Below are 25,244 nucleotides of genomic sequence, written 5' to 3' on the forward strand. Positions count from 1 at the left end.
CCATTTACCCCCTTATATACTTTTTGTATAATACTTGTGTTCCGCTATTCTCTTTTCCATCTGCGATTAGCTCTTCATACAATTCCTTCGCTAGGGTTAAACCCGGTACTGGTAATTGTAATTTTTCAGCTTCATCTAAAGCAATCTTCATATCTTTCATAAAATGCTTTACATAAAAGCCAGGTTCAAAATCTCCTTTTAACATTCGAGGAGCTAAATTACTTAATGACCAGCTACCTGCTGCTCCTGTCGAAATACTCTCTAATACTTTATCTGCATTAAGTCCAGCCTTTTTCGCATATGCTACCGCTTCACATACTCCTATCATGTTAGAAGCAATTGCTATTTGATTGCACATTTTTGTATGTTGTCCACTCCCAGCAGGGCCTTGCAACTGAATATTTGTTCCTAGTTTTTCAAATAGAGGTAAGCAAATATCATATATTCTGTTCTCTCCACCGACCATAATTGCTAGTCTTGCTTCTTTAGCCCCAATGTCCCCGCCAGATACTGGTGCATCTAATGTATATATATTCTTGCTTTTCGCAACTTCATTAATACGTTTTGCCAATGTTGGTGTAGATGTTGTAAAGTCAATTGCTATCGTACCTTCATTTGCATGTTCTAAAATTCCATCAATCCCAAAGTACACTTCTTCTACATCATGAGGATAACCAACCATCGTCATAATAACATCAACTTGCTTTACTAACGCTTTCGGTGTATCACACCAAGTCGCACCCTCTTGCACTAAAGAAGCTGCCTTCGCTTTCGTTCTATTATATACATATACTTTATGACCGCCTTGCATTAAATGATGTACCATACTTTTTCCCATTACACCAATACCAATGAAACCTATTGATAAATTTTTATTTTCCATCTTCTCATCCCCTTTGTTCTAATAAATCATTTACCATCTTTCGGAACTCTTTATTAAAATCATCATCCATACTATTTTTCACATTTGAAAATAAAATAACAAAAGTTCCTTTTTCTTTATTAAAATTATTGAAAGTGTTCCAACCAGATAGTACACCATGGTTATGGAAATAATCTGGATATATGTAAAAGCTAAATGCATATTTTCTTTCTTGTGAAGGTGTAAACATCGCTTGTATACTTTGTTCAGAAAGAAGCTTTCCATTTATAATCGCTTCATCTAATTTTTTCATATCCCCTACTGTCGTATACATCTCACCCGATCCATATAACCAGTCCATCCCTAATTTTTGTGCTAGTACAAGCTCTTGATCTTTCTTCACATACCCCTTCGTGAAGTTTTTATCTCCAGGCACCATATTTCCCATACCTGATTCATGCATCTCGGCCTTTGTAAATATATTTTCTTTTACATAGTCTCCTAAAGGCTTTTTCGTTATATTTTCTATAATATAAGCGAGCACCATATAATTATAATCCGTATACTTCCAACCTGTTCCTGGTGGAAACTCTAATTTTTGACTTCCAATCCAAGTTACTAAATTTATACGTGAAGCTACATTAACCTTCCCTTCCCCATTTTCCGGTAAACCAGATGTATGCGTTAATAAGTGATATAACGTGATGTGTTTATCTGCTGGAAATGAAGGAATGTATTTATTTACATTATCTTGGATATTTAACTTCCCTTGTTCTTGTAACTGTAGAATGGATGTAGCAACAACTGTTTTCGTAATAGAACCGATACGATATTTTGTTTGAGGCGTATTTTCTATTTTATTTTGAACATCAGCATATCCATATCCTTTATTCAATATAACATGCTCTTTATCTGTCACCAAAACTGTCCCATTAAATTGCTTTCCTACTAAATACTGATCTAACTTTTGAGATATACTAGCATAATCAATTTTTTGTACTTCTTCTATATTATCCTGTACCTCTGACTCAATAGCAGGAGTTACCTTTGTTGTTAATACTGCTTGTTCCTTTGGATCGGGACTATAGAGAAAATAGTATACTCCGCCGCAAACTACAGCAGACAGTGAAGCCATAACCGTTATTTTTTTTATCATATTGTTCCTCCGTAATTACTTCATGTGAACTACCCACCACTTAGTCTCTCTTGCGAGCTTACTTGAAGTGGGAGCTTCTCGGTTAAAATGGTCCCCTATATTCTATTATCAAGTAATAAAAAAAAATCGCAACAATTTGTTGCGAAAAATCACATTTTTTCTTTTCTATATATACATACTTGATTTTTCCCATTTTTTTTCGCTTCATATAACGCAATATCCGCTCTTTGCATTAACTCTTCTCTTGTAATCCCTTGCTCATATAACGCAACTCCAAAACTCGCTGTTAATTTCGAAATTCCAGAGAAATGCTTTGTTTCAATGAAAAATCGCAATGATTCCGCAACTTGAAACGCTTCTTTTTCTACCGTATTTGTCACTAATATTATAAATTCCTCTCCTCCCCATCTTGCAAATACATGTTGATCTTCAACTTTAGATTTCATAAGATCTGCAAGTTGTACTAATGCTAAATCGCCAAAATCATGACCATATGTGTCATTTACTGATTTAAAATTATCTATATCAAACAAAATAAGTGCAACTTTTTCATCATTACGTAATACATTCTCCCACTCTGTCTCCAATATTTGTTGGAATTTCAAGCGATTATATATTTCTGTCAATGAATCTATCATAGCCAATCTTTCTTGCTCTTGATAGATTTCATCTAATTCTGTAATCTCTGTGCATTTTACTATAAATCGCGATAAGTCTTCTGGTAATGGTGTCGCACGTAATAGAAAAGTAAATGCTTCTCCTTCATAATTGTACATTTTAATTCTTCTTCCATTTGATAAAGTATCATCCAGCCATGTTATATCGTGAGTCGTCGAATAATATCCGTTTTCTCTAATAAGATGTTCTGCAAACACTAAATGTTGTTCACGATACGTAAATAAATTATCATGTCCGAAGAATTGTAAAAAATTCGTATTACAATCAACAATCTCATCATCTTCTACTATAAATAATAAATCATTTTGAAAATCAAACATCGTTTGAAGCAATTCTTGTTGTAAACCTACTTGCCGCACTAAAGAAAGTTGATATAAACTCTTATTCACTTCCTCTAGTACCACTTGTGGAGTTACTGGTGCTATAACAATATTACGTATTCCTAACAGTAGTAAATCTGCAAACTGATTATCTATCTGTTGATCCCAAATGATAATGAATGTGCTCTGTGAATTATATATATTCTTTATATATTTTATTTGAGCGAAATCTGTTACATACATAATTACAATATGTGGTCTAGTTCTATGAAACAATATTTCTCCTTCTTCAAAACTATTTGCTATAAACATACATTTTGGATGGACGTTTTCTATCGTTTGTTGATGTGTACATCCATCTTCTATATAAAGGACATTCAACTGAAGATCTTGTAATACATTTTGGAAAACAGTATTCTCTAATAAAAAATGTAGTATGTTCATCACTAGTCTTCACTCACTTCATATATCTTGTTTTACTGAATTCCTCACAATCATTTTATAAAGAATTGTGAGGAACTCATATTAACAAGCTAATTGAGAATGTTATCTTCGCTTATCTGCTCTGGAAATTCCTTTTTTAGTGTATGATTATATGAATTGTATCGTTTGTATGAATGCCCTGCCTTACTATTTAAAACTTGACAATTAAAATAAAGGTATTATATTCTTAAATTCAATAACTTACAAAATGTAAGTAGAGTATATTACATTTATTTTATATTAAGTTGATATTTAATTTGGAGGATATATAATGACAAACAATGACTTTTTTAACGTTTTATATGAACGCACATCTACACGTGCATTCAACCCTGAAAAAGAAATTTCATCTACAGAGTTACATGAAATTTTAAAAGCAGCTGCGCAAGCACCTTCTGCTTGGAACTTGCAACACTGGAAATTCCTTGTTTTCCAAGGCGAAGATGTACAAAAACGATTACACCCAATTGCTTATAACCAACAACAAATTCTTGATGCTTCTGCCGTAGTCGCTATTTTAGGTGATTTAGAGGCATATAAAAATGTTGAACCTGTTTACGGTCCAATTGTAGAACAAGGATTTATGAAAGCAGACGCAAAAGAGCGCTTAGCTAAAAATATTGAATCTGCATATACTCGTGAGCAATACCCACGAGATGCTGCCTTTTCAAATGCTGCTTTAGCAGCAATGCAACTTATGCTTGCTGCTAAAGCAACTGGCTGGGATACTTGCGCAATTGGTGGTTTCAACCCACAAGCACTAATGGAAGAATTTAATGTTTCATCTCGTTACGTACCAATTATGCTTATTACAATTGGTGAATCCACTTTAAAAGGTCACCCTGCACCGCGCATGAGCGTAGAACAAGTAAGTGAATGGGCGAAATAATAAAAACGAAGGTAATTTCATTACCTTCGTTTTTTTATATTCTGTCACACATCCGTAATATTACAATGTATTATTCGACATCTACACATAGAGAAATTGTAATTTTTACGCTATCACCATAAACAAATATGGCGTTTTGTGTCGAAATTTGTTAAAGCATTGAAATATAACCGTGTATTTTTGTTACAATTGTGATACAATGATAACAAATAGATAACAAGAGAGGGATTTTCATTGAGTTCATACGGAAGCTTTATCGCACTTTTGAGTTACATAGTAACTGTACTACTGCTATATTTTATTGGCGATGCTGCAAACATATCAGTGTTACAATTCCCTAAAGAAGAAGCGTTACAATTAGAAGCAGAAAAACATACTGCACGATCCATTGCACCACTACTCTTAGCTCTTCCTGTATATATCATCGTTTTATATAAAAGCAAAAAAGTGTAAAGGCTACCTAATTCATTCATTTCGGTGGTCTTTACATTTTTTTGTGACATTTCCCCTATTTTAAACATCATTCCATACTAAATACCCATCTAGTCATTTAAAATGAGAAAATCCCCTAGAAAAATTTCCATTATCTGTCCAGTCACTAACTACCGAACTTACATAGATTATAAGTGTGAAGGGGGTGATGAGGATTATGTTTGGATCATTTGGATGCTGTGATAACTTTAGAGACTGTCATCATCGTGAAAGAGAGTGTGACCATCGCGACCATCGCGATCATCGCGAGAAAGAGAAAGAGGTAAAACCACAACAAACAGCTGTATGTAACGTACTTGCTAGCATTTCAGTTGGAACAGAACTTTCTCTTTTAAGCATTAGAGGTAACGGAACATTCAACAATGTAATTTTTGAAGGTTTCGCTAACGGCGTTGCTCTTTTCTCTGCTTTAGCTCGTAATAACAAAGACGACAAAGCTAACGATAAAGACGATAAGAACAATCAAAATCGAAATACTTTTACTGGTATTTTACGTGTATGCCCAACTGATATCGTTGCAATCGCTATCTAATTCTGTTCCTTATCCTCTATAGTAAGAAAATAAGATTTACTTTTCTCATAGAAAAAACCTGAGACCGATTTCAAATCGACTCAGGTTTTTTTACTATTATATGCTTTTAACTAATTCAACAACTTCTTCAGCAGTTGACATTGTTAATGCTTTTTCTGCTAATGTTTCCATTTCTGCTTTTGACAACTTGCTTAGTTGTGTTCTTGCAGGAAGGATAGATGTTGCACTCATACTGAACTCATCTAAGCCTAATCCTAATAATAATGGGATAGCAAGTGAATCTCCCGCCATCTCACCACACATACCAGCCCATTTGCCCTCTTTATGAGCAGCATCGATAACCATTTTTACAAGACGTAAAATAGATGGGTTATATGGTTGGTATAAGTAAGCTACTTGTTCGTTCATACGGTCTGCAGCCATTGTGTATTGGATTAAGTCATTTGTTCCGATAGAGAAGAAATCAACTTCTTTGGCGAATTGATCTGCTAATACTGCTGAAGCTGGAATTTCAACCATCATACCAACTTCAATAGAATCAGAAACAGTTGTACCCGCTTCTACAAGTTTTGCTTTCTCTTCTAATAAGATTGCTTTCGCTTGACGGAACTCATCAAGAGTTGCAATCATTGGGAACATAATTTTCAAGTTACCGTATACGCTAGCACGAAGTAATGCACGAAGTTGTGTACGGAACACATCTTGCTCATCAAGACATAAGCGAATTGCACGGTATCCTAAGAATGGGTTCATTTCTTTTGGTAAATGTAAGTATGGAAGTTCTTTATCTCCACCGATGTCAAGTGTACGAACAACGACTGGTTGATCTTCTTTTACACCTTCAAGAACTGCTTTATACGCTTCGAACTGCTCTTCTTCTGTTGGAAGATTGTCACGGCCCATGTATAAGAATTCTGTGCGGTATAAACCAACGCCTTCTCCGCCATTATCGATAATACCTTGTACATCATTTGGTGTTCCGATATTAGCAACAAGCTCAACGTGATGTCCATCACTTGTTACAGTTGCTTGGTCTTTTAATTTTGCCCATACAACTTTTTGCTCTTCAAATTTCGCTTTCTTTTCTTCAAAAGAACGAAGAGTTTCTTCAGATGGGTTTACAATTACTTCTCCATCTAAACCGTCAATGATTACGATATCGCCGTTTTGGATTTTCTCCATAACAACTTTCGTACCAACAACAGCTGGAATTTCCATAGAACGAGCCATAATTGCAGAGTGAGATGTACGTCCACCGATATCAGTTGTGAAACCTTTTGCATACTTACGGTTTAACTGAGCTGTATCAGATGGTGTTAAATCTTCAGCAATGATGATTACTTCTTCAGAAATTGTACCAGGGTTTGAGAAGTTAATTCCTAGTAAATGTGCAAGAACACGTTTTGTTACGTCGCGAATATCCGCAGCACGTTCTTTCATGTATTCGTTATCCATGTTTTCAAACATAGAAATAAACATTGATGCAACTTCATCCATTGCAAATTCAGCATTTACTTTTTCGCCATTTACTTTATCTTTTACTGGATTTACTAATTCCGGATCATTTAATACTAATAAATGTGCTTCAAAGATAGCAGCTTTATCAGCACCTAGCTCAGCAAAAGCATGGTCCTTAATAGCTTCTAGTTCAGATTTTGCTTTCTCAAGCGCAGCGTCTAAGCGTGCAATTTCAGCAGCTTCGTCTGTAATTGATTTCTTTTCAATGTTAAATTCAGGATTCTCAAGTCTGAAAGCCTTTGCAATAGCAATCCCACTTGATGCAGCGATCCCTTGAATGTTAAGAGTCATTATTCTCCTAATCCTTCGTTTTTCATAGTTTCTTCGATAGCTGCTAGTGCTTGAGCTGCATCATCACCATTTGCAGTGACCTTAATTTCCGCGCCTTGTTGAATTCCTAAAGACATAACACCCATGATTGATTTTAAGTTAACGTTTTTTCCGTTATACTCTAAGTTGATGTCAGAACCAAATTTGCTTGCAGTGTTTACAAGTAGAGTTGCTGGACGAGCATGAATTCCTGAGTCGCTAGTTACTTTAAAGATTTTTTCCATGATAATTTATCTCCTTCAAATACAGTATTTTTTTAGTTGTATAGACGTGAGTACTACATCATCTATTGTATATAATAGGCGATGTTCGGTCAACCACATCGCCTATTATAATTATAAACATTTTGCGTCAAATTCCTACTGAATGTCAATAATAGCGTTTTCGCCCTTCTTAACATTTCCATCTTTTTTCAATTCGACTTGTTGCCCTTGTTGTAAATTCGTAAAGACGATTGGTGTAATAATAGATGGTGCATTTTCTTTTACAAATGCAAGATCTACTTTTAATAATGGTTGTCCTTGCTTCACTTTATCACCTTGTGCTACAAGCGCTTCAAAGCCTTCACCATTTAATTTTACAGTATCAATACCGAAGTGGATTAAAATTTCTTTTCCGCCTTCAGACTGAATACCAATCGCATGTTTTGTAGGGAATACATTTACAATCTCACCATTAACCGGAGAAACTACTGTTCCTTCTGTTGGCTCAATCGCAAATCCATCTCCCATCATTTTCCCTGAGAATACTTGGTCAGGTACTTCTGTAATCGGTAAGATTTTCCCTTCAATTGGTGAAACGATTGTTTCATTTTCATCAACCTGTTGAGGAGCTTCTTCCACTTTTACAGGCGCTTCTTTTTCCACATGAGGTGTACGACCCGACATAATATCATGAATTTGTGATTTTAACGTGTCAGATTTCGGTCCGAAAATAGCTTGAATGTTATTTCCAACTTCAAGTACACCGGCTGCTCCAAGCTCTTTTAAACGGTCTTTATTTACATTTTTTTGTTCGTTAACTTGAACGCGTAAACGAGTAATACAAGCATCTAACGAAGCAATGTTTTCTTTACCACCAAGTGCTACTAATACTTCACGTGGAAGTTCTCCTGCTTCTGTTTTCCCTGCGCCTTCATTAGCATTCGCTACTTCACGACCAGGTGTTTTTAAGTTCCATTTACGGATTGCGAAACGGAATCCGAAGTAGTAAATAACTGCTAGTACAAGACCAACAATAATTACCCACCACCATGCCGTACGACCTGGTAGTACACCGAATAATATGAAGTCAATTAAACCACCAGAGAATGTCATACCAATTTTAACACCTAAAATTTGCATTGTCATAAATGATAGACCAGCGAATACTGCATGAATTCCGAATAATACTGGTGCTACGAATAAGAATGAAAATTCAAGCGGTTCTGTAATACCTGTTAAGAAAGATGTTAATGCAGCAGATCCTAAAATACCAGCTGCTAATTTTTTATTTTCCGGACGTGCTTCATGGTACATTGCTAAAGCTGCTGCTGGAAGACCGAACATCATGAACGGATACTTACCAGTTGTAAATGTACCTGCTGTTAATTCTACGCCGTCTTTTAACTGTGCCATAAAGATTTTTTGGTCACCACGGATTAATTCGCCAGCTGCATTTGTATACTGACCGAATTCGAACCAGAACGGTGAATAGAAAATATGATGTAATCCAAATGGAATTAATGAACGTTCGATTAAACCGAATATAAATGCTGCTATCGTTCTATTTGCATCAATCATTTGATGTGAGAACGTATTTAAGCCACCCTGAATGTATGGCCAAATGAAGCACATGATAATACCTACCACTAAAGAGAATGTTGCAGTTGCGATTGGTACGAAACGCTTACCTGCAAAGAAACCTAAGTATGATGGTAATTCAATGTTGAAGTATTTATTATAACAATATGCCGCTACTATCCCGACGATAATACCACCAAACACTCCTGTTTGCAGCGTTGGAATTCCTAATACGTTTGCATATGCTGGATCTGAAAATCCAATTTTTACTGGATCTGTTCCAGTGCTTGTTACTTTCACTAGTTTATCTACTTCTAAGAATACACTCATCGTTTTGTTCATAATTAAGTATCCGACGAACGCTGCTAAACCAGCTACTCCGTCTCCACCAGCTAAACCGATCGCTACCCCAACTGCGAATAATAGCGCAAGGTTAGCGAAAATAATATCGCCAGATTGTTCCATAATTTTTGCAACCATTACGAACCAATCTGCTTTTAAAGCAGGGATAACATTTGTTAGTTGTGGATTTTGAAATGCATTACCAAATCCAAGTAAAATACCTGCTGCCGGTAAAATCGCTACTGGAAGCATAAGCGCTTTTCCGACTTTTTGAAGAACACCAAAGATCTTCTTAAACATGGAAACCCTTCCTCTCTTATCTATATTGATACTTTTCGACAAACGCCAAAAAGGCATGAGGAAAAAAAAGATAGAACGATAGCTATACAAAGGGTAGTATGTCCCTTTCTTTAGCTTACATTCCCAACTTTTCTCCACTCATGCCTGATCGAATCAGTAACACGTGTCAAAAATAGGATTACGTATAAGTTCACTATAATTAAAGCAAACGTTTTCGTTATTTACCTTAATGTGTTTGTCGAATTTTGTATAACTTTGCAATAGTTATTATACATAACTATTGTAAGCGATTCAATCATTTTTTTTAACGTTTTCATTTTAGACAAAAATATATGTCTTTTTACACATGTTCTGCTTTCACTAATCGTTGTAAATGCATCGTTAAATAAATACTCTCCGCTTCATAAACAGGAAGTTGTAATTCGTTCTGCATTACTTTGACTAGCTTCCACGCCAAATTGTAACAAACTGGATATTCTAATTTTAATAAATCAGCAAAACTTTGTGCTTCTTCTACTTTTTCTCCTTTTTTCACCCGTTCAATAGCATATTGTAAATGGCGAATAAGGCGTAAATAATGAATGCTTTCTTGGTCTAATGTAATTTGTAGGTTTGTCTCAATTAAAGACACAAGTTGTGCAATAAGACGAGAATTTTGATTAACAGAAGATAAATCAGAGTTTGTAAGCGAGCTATAAATATGGAGTGCGATAAAGCCAACTTCTCCTTCTGGTAATGTAATTTGCAAACGAGAATTTAAAAGTTTCACAACTCCTTCAGCAATTTCATATTCCTCTGGATATAGCATTTTCGTTTCAACTAAAAAAGGATTATCTATTGTAAGTCCTTGTTTCAGCCTTTTAATTGCAAAAGAAATATGATCTGTTAAAGCGATATGAATATGTTCATTTAATGGAGACTCCGCTTTTTCTTGAATGTATAACATAATATCATTCATCAATTCAATTAGCTTTTCACTCACATGCGGCACTAAAAGTTTGTATTGTTCTCGATCACGTTCATTTTTTAAAACAAACATTTTCTCAATTTGTTCTTGCTCCAACACATCTTCAGCCTTTTTTCCAAATCCAATTCCTTTACCGATCACTACTACTTCCTCGTGTTCAGGATGGCTAGCAATGATGACATTATTATTTAAAACTTTTTTAATTTCTAGATAATTACTCATATAACACCACCCTCGTACTTAAATAGCCTACTTTTATGTTACAGAACATTCTTCTTTGTCGTCAATGTAAAACATCTACCATTTGATAAAAATTCATTTTTTAGACATGTTTGTATATGATGCGTATAATGTAAGAGCAACTGTACATAGAAAGGAGATAGCAACATGATTAAAATGTTTGTAAGTGATATTGACGGTACAATGATGCAGCATGGAGGTCTGATTGATGAACAGGATGTTGCGGCACTTCGCAGTCTTGCTGAGCAAAATGTTATTCTTTGCTTCGCTTCTGGACGACTTGATAATGAAATCGCAGACTTAATGAAAGCTGTAAATACAAATTTCCATCGTATTAGTGTAAATGGTGTGTTTGTATACACTAATGAAAATAAGCAACTATTATCCGCAAATTTTGATTCCAGCATTCTTCCTGATTTACTAGCTATGACAAATCAAGACCCTTATTTCCGTTATGTAAGTGATGAGCATAATTACTATATTGAAGAAAAGACACCTTTTATTCATGAACTCGAAAAACAAGTAGCAATGACTTCTGTTGAAGAACCAAATTTATTACAGAAAATCGATGATACAATTTTTCCAAATAAAATTTCTATCGGTGGAACAAAAGAAAACTTACAACTCCTTCAAAAAAAGATCGATGAAAAATTCCATGGAAAAGTTAGTACTTTCATTTCAGCTGAACAATGTTTAGATGTAATGCCACCAAATATTAGTAAAGGTTCTGCTATTTCTGTTTTATTACAAGAGTTTCAAATACAACCAGAGGAGGTTGCGTGCATAGGGGATTCTTACAATGATATTCCAATGTTTTCCTTAACTCCCCATAGTTTTGCTATGTCTCAAGCTGATGATGCGGTAAAAGAGCACGCTCACTATGTAGTAGATACTGTCAAAGATGCCGTTAACCAAGTACTTGTTTATAATGAAGAAGCAAATAAAAATACGACTCGATCCTTATAAGGATGAGTCGTATTTTTATTTCTTTACATGTTGAAAACATCAAAGTTCACTGTACTTCACAAACTGAAATATATTACTTGTTACGTGCGATGTTCGTAATAAACTTGTAACGATCCCCACGATAAATACATTTCACATACTCTAACGGTAACTCACCTTCTGAATATGACCATTGACGCATTACAAGTACAGGCGCCTTTTTAGGAATATGCAGATGTTCAGCTTCATTATCCGTTGCAATTGAAGCTTCAATTGATTGAGTAGCGCGAACAAGCTTAAAGCCCAGTTTTTTCTCTAAATGTTCATATAAAGATTGTTGTAATATTTCTTCGTTAATATCTTTCACAAGAGTTGGCGACAAATATGTCGTCTCAAATGCAATCGGTTCGTCATCAGCTAAGCGCGTACGCCTCACTTCATAAACCGATTCTCCCTCTTGTATTCTCAGCCGGTCTGCTATTTTAGCAGTAGCTGGAACTAGGCGGAAACTTAATAACTGGCTGCTCGGTTTCATACCACGAGATATCATATCTTCTGTGAATCCCGTCATTCCTTGCAACTTTTGCTCCACTTTCGGAAGTTGGACGAACGTTCCAATCCCACGTTTCCGGTATAAATAACCTTGTTCCACTAAGTTATTAATCGCCTGTCTGATTGTCATACGACTCACTTCGAACTTATCACAAAGTTCATTCTCAGACGGAATTTTATCTCCCGGCTTCCATTCGCCTTCCTCAATTAGCTGTTTCACCCACTCTTGAATCTGATAATAAATCGGAAATGGTGAATACTTGTCGATGTTCATCAGCAATCGCCTCACTGCATAAAGATAGAGCTTCTGGATCTGCGATTACGGTTACATTCGGATGACGTTGTAAAACTGTAGCAGGACACGCCTCACTATATTCACCTTGCAATAATTCTTTAATAGCTTCTGCCTTTTTAGATCCCATAGCAACAAGTAGAATTTGTTTCGCTTTCATAATACTTCCAATTCCCATTGTAATCGCATGAGTCGGCACATCTTCTTCATTTTCAAAGAAGCGAAGGTTTGCTTGGCGTGTAGATTCTGTTAATTCTACAATGTTAGTTGGAGAATTAAATGGTGTTCCTGGCTCATTAAATCCGATGTGACCGTTTTCACCGATTCCAAGAATCTGTAAGTCAACTGGGTTAGCTACTAGAATGCCTTCATAACGCTTGCACTCTTCCTCTAAATCACTTGCCATCCCATTCGGTACATAAGTTTGTTTAAATGGAAGATGATCAAACAACTGTTCTTGCATGAAATAGTGATAGCTGTTTTTATCTTCGTGTGGTAAATTTACGTACTCATCTAAGTTTACAGTGGTTGCATGACTTGTATCAAGTTTATTTTTTCGCATTTCTGCATAAATACCTAATGGAGAGCTTCCTGTAGCCATTCCTAAAGTTGGATTTTCTTTTGATTTTACAACCTCTTTAATTAACTTATAACCTGCTTCTGCTAATTCTTCTGGAGTTTTTACAACTAGAATATTCATCTAATTACTTCCCTTCCTTCATATGAATTCCTAAACGAACCGTATCATATACATGTAATTCTTCAGTCATAACAACAAAGTCTGCATCTTTACCTACCGCTAATGCGCCTTTATTATTTAATCCAAATTCTTCTGCTTGGTTAACTGATGTCATTAACACTGCCTCCTCGATTGAACATCCTGTAAATTCAATTACATTTCGGAAAGCTTGATCCATTTTTAAAATACTACCAGCTAACGTTCCATCTTCTAATCGGGCACTGCCATCTTTTACATGTACTGGCTGTCCGCCAAGCTCATATAATCCTTCTTCAAGACCTTTTGCACGCATTGCATCTGTAATGACACTTACTTTTTTCGGTCCTTTTAATTTATATGCTAATTTCACCATATCAGGGTGAATGTGAATACCATCTGTAATTACTTCAACCATTACATCTGGATTTAATAACACATGACCAACAACTCCTGGTTCACGATGATGTAATCCACGCATTTGATTGTATAAATGTGTTGCATGTGTAATTTTTCTATTTTTCAGTTGTGCATCAATTGCATCTGTATGCCCCATTGTGCCAACAACACCTGTTTCAGCAAGATACTGTTCAAACTCTAACGCACCTTCTTCTTCTGGTGCATATGTTACTAATTTAATTAAATTACCGCTTGCTTCCTGCCATTGTTTAAATTGCTCGATACTCGCAGGAACAATATGTTCAAGTGGTTGTGCACCCGCACGTTTTTTTGAAACATATGGTCCTTCTAAGTGAATATATTCGAAATGTGCTCCTTTGTCTTTCGCTTCCTTCGCAGCACTTAGCGCCGCTTCAATCGCTTCTGGAGCTTGTGTCATTGTTGTTGGGAAGTAAGTTGTAACTCCTTCTTTTAACATTTCTTTACCAAGAGTTACTAATCCATCGCTATTTGCATCCATCGCATCAATATCGTATCCACCATGAATATGAACATCAATCATACCTGGAATCACAATCTTTCCTGCCACATCTAACACAGTTTCATTTTCTTGTGATACATATTGAGCCATCAAACCAATTTCTTTAACTGTTTCTGTGTAACGAATAAATCCGTTTTCCACTACTTCTTTACCTGTATAAATTTCGGCATTGATGACAACTTGCGTTTTCATTTTCATCGACCCTTTCCCATGAAATACCTACTTATTATTATTACCTTATTCGCCTAATTCCATCTTAATATACACACAAGTAGTTGTCTATACATTCTAATGAAATTTCCTCTTCGTTCAGCGAAAAAAGGAAATTGATTTCTTTTTCATTCTAATATATATTATCCATTTTTACCAAAATGGATAATAACCTCTTATATAATTAGTTACTTAAGTAATGGCATAAGACCGCTTGCCCCCATAGTAATATGTTCACCATCTGTTTCTATTTCCACAGTTCGCTTGTTTGTTCCATATATCATTATACCACGCTGTTTTAATCGTCTTACTACACTCTGATGAGGATGCCCATATGGATTTCTACTCCCGTACGAAAGAATAGCGAATTGTGGATCTACTTTTTTTAAGAATGTTTCACTCGTTGAAGTATACGAGCCATGATGCCCAACTTTTAATACATCTGCATGTACATCAAATTGCTTTAATATTTCATTTTCCGTCCGTATATCAGCATCACCCATTAATAAAAAGTCCGCTTTACCATATCGAATCTTTAACACAATTGAGGACTCGTTATTCTCGTCTTTCGATTTACCATTGTTTAATACTTGTATAGAAACATGTGGATCTAGCGGTATGTATTGTCCTTCCTTCACTGAAATGAAAGGAATGCCCCTTTTTTTAATGTTATTTCGATACGTATGATAAGTAAATGAACTATATGTTTTCCCGCTATCTAATACGAGGGAAACTGGCATTTGCTCTACAATTGGAATAAGTCCTCCTATATGGTCCATATCAGGATGAGTACTTACAATCACATCTAAATGATTAATTCTTTTTTCAATTAGTTTTTGAATAATGACCTCTCCCGCTTCATAAGGACCCCCATCTATTAACATCGTTTGACCATTTGGCAATGTAATAAGTGTCGCATCACCTTGTCCAACTTTTAAAAAACTCACTTTCATTTTACCGAAATGTTGCCGCTGCATATGTATAGAAGACGCAGTATGAATAGACATCATATATCTTTTAGCCGATGCGCTGTTTAACGAAAAACATAATAAAACAGAAACCAACAATAGAATACTCCGTACACCTTTCATAACTCGTCTCCTTTTTTCATTTAGTATGGCACGCTCTGTAATTGATATACAAAAAAAGCTTAGCAAAATGCTAAGCTTTTATTTTGATAATTCCTGTAAAGAACCAAAGAATAAATCTGCTTCATTCATTTGTTCATTTTCTTCCGAAAGAGGTGGTAAATCATCTAATGTTTTCAATCCAAACGTATCTAGAAATTCTTTCGTCGTTCCGTATAAAATAGGGCGCCCTGGTCCTTCCGCTCTTCCCGTTTCTTTTATAAGTAAGTGTGAAACTAACGTTTGTAATGCCTTATCCGTTTTCACACCTCTAATCTCTTCCATTTCTGTCCTTGTAATCGGTTGACGGTACGCAACGATTGCCAACGTTTCAAGAGCTGCTTGAGAAAGTGAAGCCGCGGTTGGAGTATCTATTAATTTTTGATAGTACGAAGCATGTTCTTTCTTTGTTGCAAAACGATACACTTTTGCATATTGTACAATTTGCAAACCGCGATTCGATCCTTCGCATTCTTTTTGCATTTCCTCTATACTGTTTATTACTTCTTCCACTTCAACTTCCAGAACTTTAGCTATCTGTTCCGGATAAATCCCTTCGTCACCTGCAACAAATAAAAGCCCTTCAATAATCGATTTTTGTTCTTTTCTATCCATTTTACGAACTCCTTTCTCCTATTTCCCATAAAAAACACACATAAAAAAACCGAATCACAGTAAATGCGTTCGGTTCAATATTTCTTCTCTCGTTCCAAACGATACATTAAAACCTAACATGAGATAAAATATTTCTATCCCATCTTCACATCAACTCTATACGGATTTATTAGAGCTTGATACGAAAATTTCATCAAAATTATGTTCCTGCTCAATTATGATTTGTTGATTTTTCATTAGCTCAAGAACCGCTAAAAATGTTACAACCATTATTTCACGTTCTTCATCAACAAACAAATCATAAAAGCTTTGACGACCGCCTCTTACTTCTAACTGTTGTAGAATATCAGTCATTCGCTGTGCAATTGGTATTTCTTGGCGAGTAATTCGCGTTGTTACGGGGGTTTTTGCTTTTTTACGACGCATTAGCTTTTGAAATGCCGCTAACATATCATATAACGTAACATCAAGAGGTAAGCTTGTCTCCTCTTCTTGTTGAAATGATGTAAAATCAATTGGCGGACGTGTATATAGCTGTGCTCTTTCTTGTTCTCTTTCTTTTAACTCAGTAGCAACTTGCTTATATTTCTTATATTCAATTAACCTCTCCATCAATTCTTGACGAGGATCATCTATAAAGTCTTCACCGTTATCAGGTACATCTTCTTCTTGTTTCGGTAACAACATTTTACTTTTAATTTGTAATAACGTTGCAGCCATTACTAAATACTCACTGGCAACATCTAATTGTAATTCTTTCATCGTATGGACATAAGATAGATATTGCTCTGTAATTTTCGCTACAGGAATATTATATATATCAATTTCGTAACGATTTATTAAGTGTAACAATAGATCTAAAGGCCCTTCAAAAGCCTCTACTTTAAAATTATACTGCACAAAGCATCCCACCACATTTTTTCTATAACACCATAAGTATAGAGCATACTCATGTTCTATCCAACCTTTTTAAGAAATTTAATTAAAAATAGACCTATGCCCATGTCATAATGCCCACCGCTTCATATGATAACAATGTAGTAAGAACAATGTAGGAGGTCAAAAAACTATGGGTCACGTTGATTGCGGTTTTAGCGGTGGGTTCGCATTACTTGTTGTACTGTTCATTTTACTAATCATTGTAGGAGCAGCTTGCTTCTGCTAATAGGACGCAATAAAGCGACTAGGGATATTTCCCTAGTCGCTTATTGTTAATATTTCTATGATAAACTGTACATATAACCGTTAGACAGGAGCGAATAAAATGTATCCTACCGAGTACATACAATTTTTAATTCATTTTCACGGAGACTATGATTATTTTGAATGTCATGAAATATTAGAAGAGTATTGGAAATTAAAACCTAGAGGAGAACGCGACAATTACTTAGTCGGTCTCATTCAAATTGCTGTTTCCTTATACCATCACAGACGATCCAACTGGAATGGTGCAGAGAAGATGATAAAAAGCGCAATAGCACTTTTAGAAAAGAACAGTACATCTTTACATCAATTAGGAATAGATCATAAACAACTTATGTTCTTATTAAATGAAAGATTACACTATATCCACAAAAAGGAAATTTTTGCGCCGTTATTTTTACCCTTATTAGACGTATCGTTAGAAAAACAATGCATACAGTTATGTAAGAAACAAAACCTCTCTTGGAAAGATGTGAACGTCATTCCTGGTGAATACATCATAAGTAAGCACACATTGCGTGATCGAACAGAAGTCATTTCTGAGCGACACGAGCAACTACAAAAAAGAAAGCAGAGATAATAAACTACTTATCCCTGCTTTCATGAATGTATATTTTGTTCAAGCTCTTTACACTTTTTGCAAAAACTTGCTGTTTGCTCATTTCCGCAAATTGTAAACTCAAGAAATTTACTCTTAAGCTCTTGAACCATCTTCGTCCCAATCCCCATATGACGGTGAGACGGATTCACGCTCAAATGCTGAATTTCCAATACCTGATCTTCTTTTTTTATAATCCCCATTATCCCAACAAAATCTTCATTTTGTTTCCACAAATACAATTGCCAATCCTCTTTCGCTTCATATTCTTTCATTGTCAATTGTAATGTTTTTACATCTTTTTCAGTTGGCATAAATGAAAGAAGCCCCATTGCAATTTTTTCATAACTTTTTTTAAAACGAATTAACATAACCCTTATCCCTTCTTACAAAAGTTACAAACTATTTATCCCCTCAATCACTCTTTTCATATCACATTCATTCTACAATATTTTTACCAGAGTGAGAAGGGGCTGAAACAACTTGATAATCATACAAAGCGTTAAGAAGAAAGTCAAATATATGTTTCCACGCTATTTCTTTCTATTACACCGCTCAAAAAAGAGACAATACTATATAGGAACTAAAAGGAAAATCCCTTTCTCATCACATTTCACTTATTAACCACTTTTGAACAAAGTAGTTCTACCAAAAGCAATATGTTAAGAGAAATACATTTATTGAAGCATATAATTCGTACTCCATCCTATGTATTTTGTTAAAAGTTTGTTCTCATGAACAATATAATTTAACGTTAGTAGCCGTCCTATTTGTGTCATATACTTTAAAATATATACCAATCCCTGTTTATAGGAAATAAAAAAAGAGAGCAAAATCGCTCTCCTTTTCTCGTAACTTATTCTTCCCAAACTTTAACTTCTTTCATTACATCGCCTTGACGCATGTTTAATACTGTTTCAATACCGCTTGTTGCTTTACCGAATACAGTATGTACGCCATCTAAATGCGGTTGTGGCTCATGAACAACAAAGAATTGGCTACCACCTGTATTACGGCCAGCATGTGCCATAGAAAGTGAGCCAACAAGATGTCTATGAGGATTTCCATCAGTTTCACATGGGATAGAGTAACCTGGGCCACCTGCTCCTGTGCCTGTTGGGTCTCCACCTTGGCTTACGAAGCCAGGAATAACGCGGTGGAATGTCACACCATCATAAAATCCTTGCTCTGCTAATTTTTTAAAGTTTTCTACTGTTTTTGGTGCCTCTTCTGGGAAAAATTCTAAATCGATTTTTTCGCCATTTTCCATTAATATGTATCCTAAAGTTTTCATATGTATATGTCTCCTTTCAACTATCTCAGCACTATATTACCATATTCATGACGAGAAACAAAAAGAATCCGACAATCTGCATACTTCTTTTTTGAAATGTGGAAGAAGCTAGGTGACAAATAAGAAAAATATACTATAATAACTGTGTTGCCCGAAAATTTAAGAAAGAGAAAGGGAGCGATTTTTCGTGAAAACGAAATTACTAGCTCTGCTATTAGCTGTAGCCGTATTTATTATGCCAACAGCTTCATTTGCAGACATCATTGAGGGAGAATCAATTGTTACACTAGGAGAAAACTTATCTGAACAACAGAAACAAGATCTTTTGAAAGAAATGAAAGCACCAAAAGATGCACAAATTATTACTGTATCTAATGCGGAAGAACATAAATTTCTAGAGGGCATCGTTCCAAAAGCGCAAATTGGTACGAGAGCTATTTCCTCTTCTATGATTACATACACAAAACCAGGGTCAGGTCTCATTGTACGCTCAAAAAACATTAATTCGATAACAGATGCAATGTACACAAATTCACTTATTACAGCAGGTGTGAAAGATGCAGAGATTCAAATTACTGCACCATTTAAAGTTTCAGGAACTGCTGCTTTAACAGGTTTAATGAAGGCCTATGAAACAACATCAAACAAAGCCATTCCTGAAGAAGTAAAAAAAGTAGCCAATGAAGAAATGGTACAAACAGCCCAGCTTGGTGATAAAATCGGCGAAGAAAAAGCAGTTCAACTTGTTGCAAAAATTAAAGAAGAAATTGCAAAAGAACAGCCAAAAACAACTGAAGATTTACGTACATTAATTAAAAAAATTGCTGATCAACTCGGTATTACATTAACAGATGAACAGTTGGATAGCCTAGTAGCGTTATTTGATAAAATGAAAAATCTTAATATCGATTGGAACCAAGTTGGTAGCCAATTAGAGAAAGCAAAAGACCATGTGTCTGCCTTCTTAGGATCTGAAGAAGGGCAAAGTTTCCTAGATAAAGTAAAAGATTTCTTCTCTAGTATCATTGATTTCGTTAAATCTTTATTCAAGTAAAAAAGAAGCTCGCCAGTGACGAGCTTCTTTTTTATACAAGTAACGGTAATTTCATAATAGCTTCTTCAACCGAACGGACAACATAATTTGCTTTCTCCTTCACATACGGATGAGCATGATGGAGGGTGAAGGAGTGCGGGGTTACTTCAAACATAGAAATATCATTGAAAGAATCTCCAATACATGCAACTTCATTTGCTTCAATTTGTAAATGTTCCATTAATCGCTTCAGAGCGCTTCCTTTACTTACACCTCTTGGCATAATGTCAACATATCGCTTACCCGATATAAAGACTTCCGCTTCGCTATGAAATGTATCTCTCAACTCTTGATCTAATGCTACAATTTTTTCTTCTTCGCCAAAAACAAATAATTTCGCAGGATGTACAGTCTTCCCAAATTCCTCTTCTAACTCTTCGATTTCAGCAATATGCACTCCCATATACTCTTCAAAAGTATGGTGATGTTCATTCTTCCTTTTTGTATATCGCTGCTCATTTGCACAAACAATATCTGCTAGTCCCTTTTTATGTATATATCGATATATTTCCTGGGCAACCCCATCTTCAAAACTCGATTCATGAAATACTTTTCCATCCGGTAGTATCATTGTCGCTCCATTTAAACTAGTTGTGTAATACGGGAACGAAAACCTTTTTACCGCCTCATCAATTCGGTGAGTAAAACGGCCAGAGGCAAAACAAATATTTGTCCCGTTTTCAGCTAGCCAACAAAGCGCTCGTTCATCTTCTTTTTGCATATCATTCATATTGTAAACGAGTGTATCATCTAAATCACTTACAAATAGTTTAATCATGTCCTCTTCCCCTTCCATACACAATATCTACTCTAATTGTACAAAAAAAATGTTTGATTTTTGTTAAAAAAACAATAAATTTTCAATAAAAAATAAGCGGAGCATAATCCCGCTTATTTTTGTCTTCGCACATTTTGAGGTCTTACAATACTTGGACGAACCTTTAAACTAGACATAGTTGGACGAAGTAAAATTTTCGTTAACGCGCCCCAATCAAACGGTAAAAACGGCCATAAATACGGTGTTTGCAAGCTTTTTATAGATGTTAAAAATAGAATCAATATCGTCATTCCAATGACAAATCCCATTTCATGAAATATGCCTGTTAAAATAATGACAAACAATTTTCCAATCTTATTCCCAAGCCCTAACTCATAACTTGGCGTAGCGTATGCTCCAATCATAGAAACTGCTACGTACAAAATAACTTCTGGTACAAACAAGCCTACATCAATTGCAATTTGACCAATTAATATGGCAGAAATTAATCCTGCTGCCGACGACAATGATGTCGGTGTATGAATGGCGGCCATTCTTAAAAATTCGAGTCCGACTTCCGCCATCAAAATTTGTAATAAAATCGGTAAATGCGTCATCTTATTTGGTCCAATGAAAGCAAGACTTTCCGGTAAAAGAGTCGGATCAAAAACAAAAACTAGCCAAAATGGCAGTAAGAATAGCGAAAATATAACACCTAAAAAACGTACCCAACGTAAAAATGTACCTACAGCTGGATTTTGTCTAAACTCTTCTGCATGCTGTAAATGGTGAAAATATGTTGTTGGAGTGATCATAGCACTTGGTGATGTATCAACGAGTACTAACACATGTCCTTCTAACAGATGATTTGCTGCTACATCTGGTCTCTCTGTGTATCGGATAAGCGGGAATGGATTATAACCTTGTTTCACTACAAATTCTTCTACCGTTTTATCCGCCATCGTAATCCCATCTACTTCAATATTATTTAATTCTTGTTTTATAATCTTCACTAAATCCGGATTTGCAACATCTTGAACGTATGTAATACAAATATCCGTTTGCGATCTATCCCCTACTCGAATCATTTCATTTCGAAGACGTGGATCGCGTATTCTTCTACGAATTAACGCTGTATTTACAACGATATTTTCAACAAAGCCATCCCTTGCACCACGCACTACCTTTTCTGTATCTGGTTCTGTCGGTGTCCGGCCCGGATAACTACGAACATCTATTGCGAACGCTTCAGTTTCACCTTCCACAAATATAACAATGAGTCCTGATAATACTTGGAGCATTACATCATCCATCGTTTTTACTTTACTTACTTGTTGATGAATTAAACGATTCTCTAAAAGCTTTACTGTATCTTCTTCTACATCCCTTATTTCATTTGTATCCACCGCTTCTTCTAAAATAGGGATAATATAATTCGTATCACAAAGTCCATTTACAAATAACACACCAATTTCTTTATTTAAAATTTGAAATTTACGAATACCAACATCGTATGTAACACCAAGTCCAACTGTTTGCTTTAAATAATTTTCATTATCACTTAAAAAAGATGAAATCGGGATATTCACTTTTTTAGGCTTCGTCATAAAACCCACTCCTTTCCAAAATTAATTGAATCGCTTTTCTAGTAATAGGTGATCCTCTCTCCCATTCATCATTTCCGCACATCTTGCCAATATCACCGACCCCCACTATGACAGGAACATTCAGACCATCTAAACAATAAATCGTATCCCCACTAATCCTGCCAATTTCACCATCTGGGAGTCCAAATTTATCAACGCCATATTCTGTCAAATTCCCATTCCGATCTACACTTACATCTACACGCGCCCATTCCCAATGATGTGTATTAGATGCTACTGCTAAAATACCGAGTACATCAACTTGTTTATGTGTTGCGACATACTTTAACGCCTTTTCACCAGATCCTTCTCCTATAAATCCGCTGTCATCAAACATGACAAATACAGGGTCATATGGCGTTTGCATAATAAGCTCAACAACTTTCTTCCCTGTCAATTTGGTCGGATTACTTTGCGATGCTGAAATACACCTCCCCCCAAATTCCTTTGTTAACAGCTCAATTGTCCGCTTTGCATATTCATCTCCATCTGTGACCAAAACAACCCTTCGTCTCATTTGATTTATCCTTTCGGTTTACATATAAGTGCAACAAAAAATGAAAATAATATCGCTGCTGAAATCCCCGCAGACGTTAAGCTAAACATACCGATTCCAATTCCTAAATATCCATGTTTTTCTGCCGCATGCATTGCCCCGTGCAATAGTGAGTGTCCAAAACTTGTAATAGGGACTGTTGCCCCAGCACCTGCAAATTTTATAAGCTTATCGTACAATCCGAATCCGTCTAAAATAGCTCCGGCGACTACAAAAGTTGCCATTAAATGTGCCGGTGTTAACTTTGCGAAATCTAGCAACACTTGTCCAATTACACAAATAGCTCCTCCTACAAGAAATGCATATATAAAATCCACAATTCACTCTCCTTTAACGCTTTCAAACACAACACCATGCGCAATCGTTGGAATCGTTTCCTTCTGTTGTATCATCATGGGGCTTAATAGAGCTCCAGTTGCAACAACAAAAATTCTTTGTAAATTCCCTTTTTGCATTTCACTCAATAAATGGCCGTATGTTACAACAGCTGAACAAGCACAACCACTGCCCCCTGCAAACACTTCTTCTTGATTTGAATTGTAAATCATTAATCCACAATCATTGTATACATTCCCCAAATCATACCCTTCCTCAAGTAAAAGTTGTTTCGCAATCGGTGTCCCAACAGCCGATAAATCACCAGTAACAATAAGATCATAATCAGCTGCACTTCTTCTCAAATCTTCAAAATGTTGTTGAATTGTATGAGCAGCAGCTGGTGCCATCGCTGATCCCATATCTAAAGGATTAGCAATTCCTAAATCTTGCACTTTACCAATTGTTGCTGCTGTTATTTTAATTGCACTCTCCTCATTGCTAATTAATATTGACCCTGCTCCGGTAACAGTTGAGTTTGCTGTCCCTGGCTTTTGTCCTCCGTATTCTGTCGGGGAACGAAATTGTCTTTCAGCCGTCGCATTATGACTACTTACTGTAGCTAAAATACGATTCGCAAATCCACCATCTATAAAAGCTGATCCAATCGCCAAAGTTTCCATTGACGTCGCACAAGCGCTGAACATCCCTAAAAAAGGAATACCATACTCACGAGCAACATAATTTGCTGTCACTGTTTGGTTTAATAAATCTCCCGCTAAAAAGAAATCAATTTGCGATTTTTTTATATTCCCTTTTTGCATCGCTTGTTGAATTGAGTCTGACATTAACCTTCGTTCAGCAAGTTCCCAGTTTTCCTCTCCGCAATGTAAGTCAGAATATGAAATATCAAAATCCTTTCCCAGAGGGCCTTCAGCTTCTTTCGGACCGACAGCAGTACCAGTTGCATTCACGAAGATATCATTTTGAAATACCCACGTTTGTTTTCCTGTCAATCTCATACCCACCCCTCCTTTAAGACATTAAAATTTGAAATGTATATCTTATTAACCCGATAATGTATGCACCGACGACTCCAAATACAATGACACTTCCTGCAAGCTTAAACATGTTAGTAGCGATTCCTAGAACAATCCCTTCACTCCTATGCTCTAGTGCGGCACTCGCCATAGAATTCGCAAATCCAGTAACTGGTACTGCTGATCCCGCTCCAGAAAACTGCCCGATTTTATCATATACACCACACCCTGTTAAAATCGCTGATAGTAAAACAAGAGTTGCAACTGTAGGGTTTCCTGCCTCTTTCTCACTAAAGTGAAAGTAATGTATATAAAATTTCATCAACACTTCTCCAACCGTACAAATGAGTCCACCAACAAGAAATGCCTTCACACAATTTATGAAATAGTTCGGTTTTGGATGGTACTCCTTCACTTTATTTATGTAATCGTCCTTCAATTTTCGCCCTGCCATAT

General features: G+C 35.8%; 28 protein-coding genes. 7 read left to right on the forward strand and 21 right to left on the reverse strand.

The genetic code is table 11. The features are described from left to right. Positions 1-4 precede the first annotated feature (4 nt). From LCF45_RS19935 to LCF45_RS19945, 3 genes are all read right to left on the reverse strand, one after another. On the reverse strand, positions 5-883 hold the full coding sequence (locus LCF45_RS19935) for an NAD(P)-dependent oxidoreductase (protein WP_263893340.1): 879 nt from the start codon (positions 881-883) through the stop codon (positions 5-7). 4 nt (positions 884-887) lie between these two features. Continuing rightward, positions 888-2,018, reverse strand: a complete 1,131-nt coding sequence (locus LCF45_RS19940; RefSeq protein ID WP_002128933.1) for a serine hydrolase domain-containing protein — start codon at positions 2,016-2,018, stop codon at positions 888-890. A 149-nt stretch (positions 2,019-2,167) separates the two neighbouring features. Further along, complete coding sequence (locus LCF45_RS19945) at positions 2,168-3,460, reverse strand: GGDEF domain-containing protein (protein WP_002128934.1); 1,293 nt, start codon at positions 3,458-3,460, stop codon at positions 2,168-2,170. Positions 3,461-3,770: 310 nt separating this feature from the next. Here LCF45_RS19945 and LCF45_RS19950 point away from each other — a divergent pair, with 310 nt between their 5' ends. The 3 genes from LCF45_RS19950 (at position 3,771) to LCF45_RS19960 (ending at position 5,412) form a co-directional block, all read left to right on the forward strand. Then, complete coding sequence (locus LCF45_RS19950; protein WP_002033918.1) at positions 3,771-4,388, forward strand: nitroreductase family protein; 618 nt, start codon at positions 3,771-3,773, stop codon at positions 4,386-4,388. 234 nt (positions 4,389-4,622) lie between these two features. Beyond that, positions 4,623-4,841 (forward strand): hypothetical protein, encoded by a 219-nt coding sequence (locus LCF45_RS19955; RefSeq protein WP_002088422.1) that lies wholly within the window; start codon positions 4,623-4,625, stop codon positions 4,839-4,841. Positions 4,842-5,037: 196 nt separating this feature from the next. Next, the gene (locus LCF45_RS19960; RefSeq protein ID WP_263893346.1) at positions 5,038-5,412 is read left to right on the forward strand and encodes a DUF3915 domain-containing protein; all 375 of its coding nucleotides are present in this window, start codon (positions 5,038-5,040) and stop codon (positions 5,410-5,412) included. 96 nt (positions 5,413-5,508) lie between these two features. On the opposite strand, the gene ptsP is transcribed toward LCF45_RS19960, so the two are convergent. From ptsP to glcT, 4 genes are all read right to left on the reverse strand, one after another. Continuing rightward, on the reverse strand, positions 5,509-7,221 hold the full coding sequence (gene ptsP / locus LCF45_RS19965; RefSeq protein WP_002128938.1) for a phosphoenolpyruvate--protein phosphotransferase: 1,713 nt from the start codon (positions 7,219-7,221) through the stop codon (positions 5,509-5,511). After that, positions 7,221-7,484: a phosphocarrier protein HPr gene (ptsH, locus tag LCF45_RS19970; protein WP_002033915.1), complete on the reverse strand. Its 264-nt coding sequence runs from the start codon at positions 7,482-7,484 to the stop codon at positions 7,221-7,223. Before ptsH ends, ptsP begins: the two co-directional genes overlap by 1 nt. A 135-nt stretch (positions 7,485-7,619) precedes the next feature. Further along, positions 7,620-9,683, reverse strand: a complete 2,064-nt coding sequence (ptsG, locus tag LCF45_RS19975) for a PTS glucose transporter subunit IIABC (RefSeq protein WP_002014901.1) — start codon at positions 9,681-9,683, stop codon at positions 7,620-7,622. A 340-nt stretch (positions 9,684-10,023) separates the two neighbouring features. Beyond that, the gene (glcT, locus tag LCF45_RS19980; RefSeq protein WP_002033914.1) at positions 10,024-10,872 is read right to left on the reverse strand and encodes a glucose PTS transporter transcription antiterminator GlcT; all 849 of its coding nucleotides are present in this window, start codon (positions 10,870-10,872) and stop codon (positions 10,024-10,026) included. Between the two features lie 165 nt (positions 10,873-11,037). On the opposite strand from glcT, the gene LCF45_RS19985 reads away from it, so the two are divergent. After that, complete coding sequence (locus tag LCF45_RS19985; RefSeq protein WP_002167724.1) at positions 11,038-11,856, forward strand: Cof-type HAD-IIB family hydrolase; 819 nt, start codon at positions 11,038-11,040, stop codon at positions 11,854-11,856. A 73-nt stretch (positions 11,857-11,929) separates the two neighbouring features. Here LCF45_RS19985 and phnF read toward each other — a convergent pair whose 3' ends face one another. The 6 genes from phnF to LCF45_RS20015 all read right to left on the reverse strand — a co-directional run bounded on the left by phnF (position 11,930) and on the right by LCF45_RS20015 (position 17,186). Further along, a complete protein-coding gene (gene phnF, locus LCF45_RS19990) occupies positions 11,930-12,661 on the reverse strand; it encodes a phosphonate metabolism transcriptional regulator PhnF (protein ID WP_078172874.1) in 732 nt (243 codons plus the stop codon). Then, on the reverse strand, positions 12,591-13,379 hold the full coding sequence (gene nagB / locus LCF45_RS19995) for a glucosamine-6-phosphate deaminase (RefSeq protein WP_002033913.1): 789 nt from the start codon (positions 13,377-13,379) through the stop codon (positions 12,591-12,593). The genes phnF and nagB overlap by 71 nt, the downstream gene beginning before the upstream one ends. 4 nt (positions 13,380-13,383) lie before the next feature. After that, positions 13,384-14,526, reverse strand: a complete 1,143-nt coding sequence (gene nagA, locus LCF45_RS20000; RefSeq protein WP_002088433.1) for an N-acetylglucosamine-6-phosphate deacetylase — start codon at positions 14,524-14,526, stop codon at positions 13,384-13,386. A 206-nt stretch (positions 14,527-14,732) separates the two neighbouring features. Further along, positions 14,733-15,635: a ComEC/Rec2 family competence protein gene (locus LCF45_RS20005; protein ID WP_002128943.1), complete on the reverse strand. Its 903-nt coding sequence runs from the start codon at positions 15,633-15,635 to the stop codon at positions 14,733-14,735. A gap of 78 nt (positions 15,636-15,713) precedes the next feature. Next, complete coding sequence (scpB, locus tag LCF45_RS20010; protein WP_002128944.1) at positions 15,714-16,286, reverse strand: SMC-Scp complex subunit ScpB; 573 nt, start codon at positions 16,284-16,286, stop codon at positions 15,714-15,716. A 156-nt stretch (positions 16,287-16,442) separates the two neighbouring features. Next, on the reverse strand, positions 16,443-17,186 hold the full coding sequence (locus LCF45_RS20015) for a segregation/condensation protein A (protein WP_002128945.1): 744 nt from the start codon (positions 17,184-17,186) through the stop codon (positions 16,443-16,445). 169 nt (positions 17,187-17,355) lie between these two features. Here LCF45_RS20015 and LCF45_RS20020 point away from each other — a divergent pair, with 169 nt between their 5' ends. Both LCF45_RS20020 and LCF45_RS20025 read left to right on the forward strand, forming a co-directional pair. Continuing rightward, a complete protein-coding gene (locus tag LCF45_RS20020; protein ID WP_000510194.1) occupies positions 17,356-17,451 on the forward strand; it encodes a YjcZ family sporulation protein in 96 nt (31 codons plus the stop codon). A gap of 99 nt (positions 17,452-17,550) precedes the next feature. After that, on the forward strand, positions 17,551-18,069 hold the full coding sequence (locus LCF45_RS20025; RefSeq protein ID WP_002128947.1) for a DUF309 domain-containing protein: 519 nt from the start codon (positions 17,551-17,553) through the stop codon (positions 18,067-18,069). A gap of 20 nt (positions 18,070-18,089) precedes the next feature. Here the strand turns inward: LCF45_RS20025 and ribT are convergent, their stop codons facing one another. Both ribT and LCF45_RS20035 read right to left on the reverse strand, forming a co-directional pair. Beyond that, complete coding sequence (gene ribT / locus LCF45_RS20030) at positions 18,090-18,458, reverse strand: GNAT family N-acetyltransferase RibT (protein WP_000908403.1); 369 nt, start codon at positions 18,456-18,458, stop codon at positions 18,090-18,092. A gap of 485 nt (positions 18,459-18,943) precedes the next feature. After that, positions 18,944-19,381 (reverse strand): peptidylprolyl isomerase, encoded by a 438-nt coding sequence (locus LCF45_RS20035; protein WP_000853785.1) that lies wholly within the window; start codon positions 19,379-19,381, stop codon positions 18,944-18,946. A gap of 187 nt (positions 19,382-19,568) precedes the next feature. Between LCF45_RS20035 and LCF45_RS20040 the strand changes: the two genes are divergently transcribed. Then, the gene (locus LCF45_RS20040; protein WP_263893563.1) at positions 19,569-20,435 is read left to right on the forward strand and encodes a DUF1002 domain-containing protein; all 867 of its coding nucleotides are present in this window, start codon (positions 19,569-19,571) and stop codon (positions 20,433-20,435) included. A gap of 31 nt (positions 20,436-20,466) precedes the next feature. Here the strand turns inward: LCF45_RS20040 and LCF45_RS20045 are convergent, their stop codons facing one another. The 6 genes from LCF45_RS20045 to spoVAC all read right to left on the reverse strand — a co-directional run bounded on the left by LCF45_RS20045 (position 20,467) and on the right by spoVAC (position 25,242). Beyond that, positions 20,467-21,270 (reverse strand): Cof-type HAD-IIB family hydrolase, encoded by an 804-nt coding sequence (locus LCF45_RS20045; protein ID WP_002014913.1) that lies wholly within the window; start codon positions 21,268-21,270, stop codon positions 20,467-20,469. Between the two features lie 95 nt (positions 21,271-21,365). Then, positions 21,366-22,838 carry a spore germination protein SpoVAF gene (spoVAF, locus tag LCF45_RS20050; protein ID WP_002128950.1) on the reverse strand — a complete coding sequence of 491 codons (1,473 nt, stop codon included), beginning with the start codon at positions 22,836-22,838 and terminating at the stop codon, positions 21,366-21,368. Beyond that, positions 22,825-23,394: a stage V sporulation protein SpoVABEA gene (locus LCF45_RS20055; RefSeq protein ID WP_002088445.1), complete on the reverse strand. Its 570-nt coding sequence runs from the start codon at positions 23,392-23,394 to the stop codon at positions 22,825-22,827. Before LCF45_RS20055 ends, spoVAF begins: the two co-directional genes overlap by 14 nt. Positions 23,395-23,399: 5 nt before the next feature. Continuing rightward, entirely contained in the window at positions 23,400-23,750 is a 351-nt protein-coding gene (gene spoVAE / locus LCF45_RS20060) for a stage V sporulation protein AE (RefSeq protein ID WP_002014916.1), read from the reverse strand. Positions 23,751-23,753: 3 nt separating this feature from the next. Further along, positions 23,754-24,770, reverse strand: coding sequence for a stage V sporulation protein AD (spoVAD, locus tag LCF45_RS20065; protein ID WP_002128952.1), 1,017 nt, complete (start codon positions 24,768-24,770; stop codon positions 23,754-23,756). A 13-nt stretch (positions 24,771-24,783) separates the two neighbouring features. Next, complete coding sequence (gene spoVAC, locus LCF45_RS20070) at positions 24,784-25,242, reverse strand: stage V sporulation protein AC (protein WP_002128953.1); 459 nt, start codon at positions 25,240-25,242, stop codon at positions 24,784-24,786. Between the last annotated feature and the right edge of the window lie 2 nt (positions 25,243-25,244).

The organism is Bacillus sp. 41-22, assembly GCF_025809295.1.
GTDB classification, from domain to species: Bacteria; Bacillota; Bacilli; order Bacillales; family Bacillaceae_G; genus Bacillus_A; species Bacillus_A mycoides.

What these genes read in the sequence shown, in the direction of transcription:
- nagA (WP_002088433.1), bottom strand. Translation starts at nt 14,526, where the DNA reads ATGAAAACGCAAGTTGTCATCAATGCCGAAATTTATACAGGTAAAGAA.
- LCF45_RS19960 (WP_263893346.1), top strand. Translation starts at nt 5,038, where the DNA reads ATGTTTGGATCATTTGGATGCTGTGATAACTTTAGAGACTGTCATCAT.
- LCF45_RS20025 (WP_002128947.1), top strand. Translation starts at nt 17,551, where the DNA reads ATGTATCCTACCGAGTACATACAATTTTTAATTCATTTTCACGGAGAC.
- LCF45_RS19935 (WP_263893340.1), bottom strand. Translation starts at nt 883, where the DNA reads ATGGAAAATAAAAATTTATCAATAGGTTTCATTGGTATTGGTGTAATG.
- spoVAF (WP_002128950.1), bottom strand. Translation starts at nt 22,838, where the DNA reads ATGACGAAGCCTAAAAAAGTGAATATCCCGATTTCATCTTTTTTAAGT.
- LCF45_RS19940 (WP_002128933.1), bottom strand. Translation starts at nt 2,018, where the DNA reads ATGATAAAAAAAATAACGGTTATGGCTTCACTGTCTGCTGTAGTTTGC.
- spoVAD (WP_002128952.1), bottom strand. Translation starts at nt 24,770, where the DNA reads ATGAGATTGACAGGAAAACAAACGTGGGTATTTCAAAATGATATCTTC.
- spoVAC (WP_002128953.1), bottom strand. Translation starts at nt 25,242, where the DNA reads ATGGCAGGGCGAAAATTGAAGGACGATTACATAAATAAAGTGAAGGAG.
- ptsH (WP_002033915.1), bottom strand. Translation starts at nt 7,484, where the DNA reads ATGGAAAAAATCTTTAAAGTAACTAGCGACTCAGGAATTCATGCTCGT.
- LCF45_RS20020 (WP_000510194.1), top strand. Translation starts at nt 17,356, where the DNA reads ATGGGTCACGTTGATTGCGGTTTTAGCGGTGGGTTCGCATTACTTGTT.
- ptsG (WP_002014901.1), bottom strand. Translation starts at nt 9,683, where the DNA reads ATGTTTAAGAAGATCTTTGGTGTTCTTCAAAAAGTCGGAAAAGCGCTT.
- phnF (WP_078172874.1), bottom strand. Translation starts at nt 12,661, where the DNA reads ATGAACATCGACAAGTATTCACCATTTCCGATTTATTATCAGATTCAA.
- ptsP (WP_002128938.1), bottom strand. Translation starts at nt 7,221, where the DNA reads ATGACTCTTAACATTCAAGGGATCGCTGCATCAAGTGGGATTGCTATT.
- scpB (WP_002128944.1), bottom strand. Translation starts at nt 16,286, where the DNA reads ATGGATAGAAAAGAACAAAAATCGATTATTGAAGGGCTTTTATTTGTT.
- LCF45_RS19950 (WP_002033918.1), top strand. Translation starts at nt 3,771, where the DNA reads ATGACAAACAATGACTTTTTTAACGTTTTATATGAACGCACATCTACA.
- LCF45_RS20035 (WP_000853785.1), bottom strand. Translation starts at nt 19,381, where the DNA reads ATGAAAACTTTAGGATACATATTAATGGAAAATGGCGAAAAAATCGAT.
- LCF45_RS20005 (WP_002128943.1), bottom strand. Translation starts at nt 15,635, where the DNA reads ATGAAAGGTGTACGGAGTATTCTATTGTTGGTTTCTGTTTTATTATGT.
- LCF45_RS20045 (WP_002014913.1), bottom strand. Translation starts at nt 21,270, where the DNA reads ATGGAAGGGGAAGAGGACATGATTAAACTATTTGTAAGTGATTTAGAT.
- LCF45_RS20055 (WP_002088445.1), bottom strand. Translation starts at nt 23,394, where the DNA reads ATGAGACGAAGGGTTGTTTTGGTCACAGATGGAGATGAATATGCAAAG.
- ribT (WP_000908403.1), bottom strand. Translation starts at nt 18,458, where the DNA reads ATGTTAATTCGTTTTAAAAAAAGTTATGAAAAAATTGCAATGGGGCTT.
- nagB (WP_002033913.1), bottom strand. Translation starts at nt 13,379, where the DNA reads ATGAATATTCTAGTTGTAAAAACTCCAGAAGAATTAGCAGAAGCAGGT.
- LCF45_RS19945 (WP_002128934.1), bottom strand. Translation starts at nt 3,460, where the DNA reads ATGAACATACTACATTTTTTATTAGAGAATACTGTTTTCCAAAATGTA.
- LCF45_RS19985 (WP_002167724.1), top strand. Translation starts at nt 11,038, where the DNA reads ATGATTAAAATGTTTGTAAGTGATATTGACGGTACAATGATGCAGCAT.
- glcT (WP_002033914.1), bottom strand. Translation starts at nt 10,872, where the DNA reads ATGAGTAATTATCTAGAAATTAAAAAAGTTTTAAATAATAATGTCATC.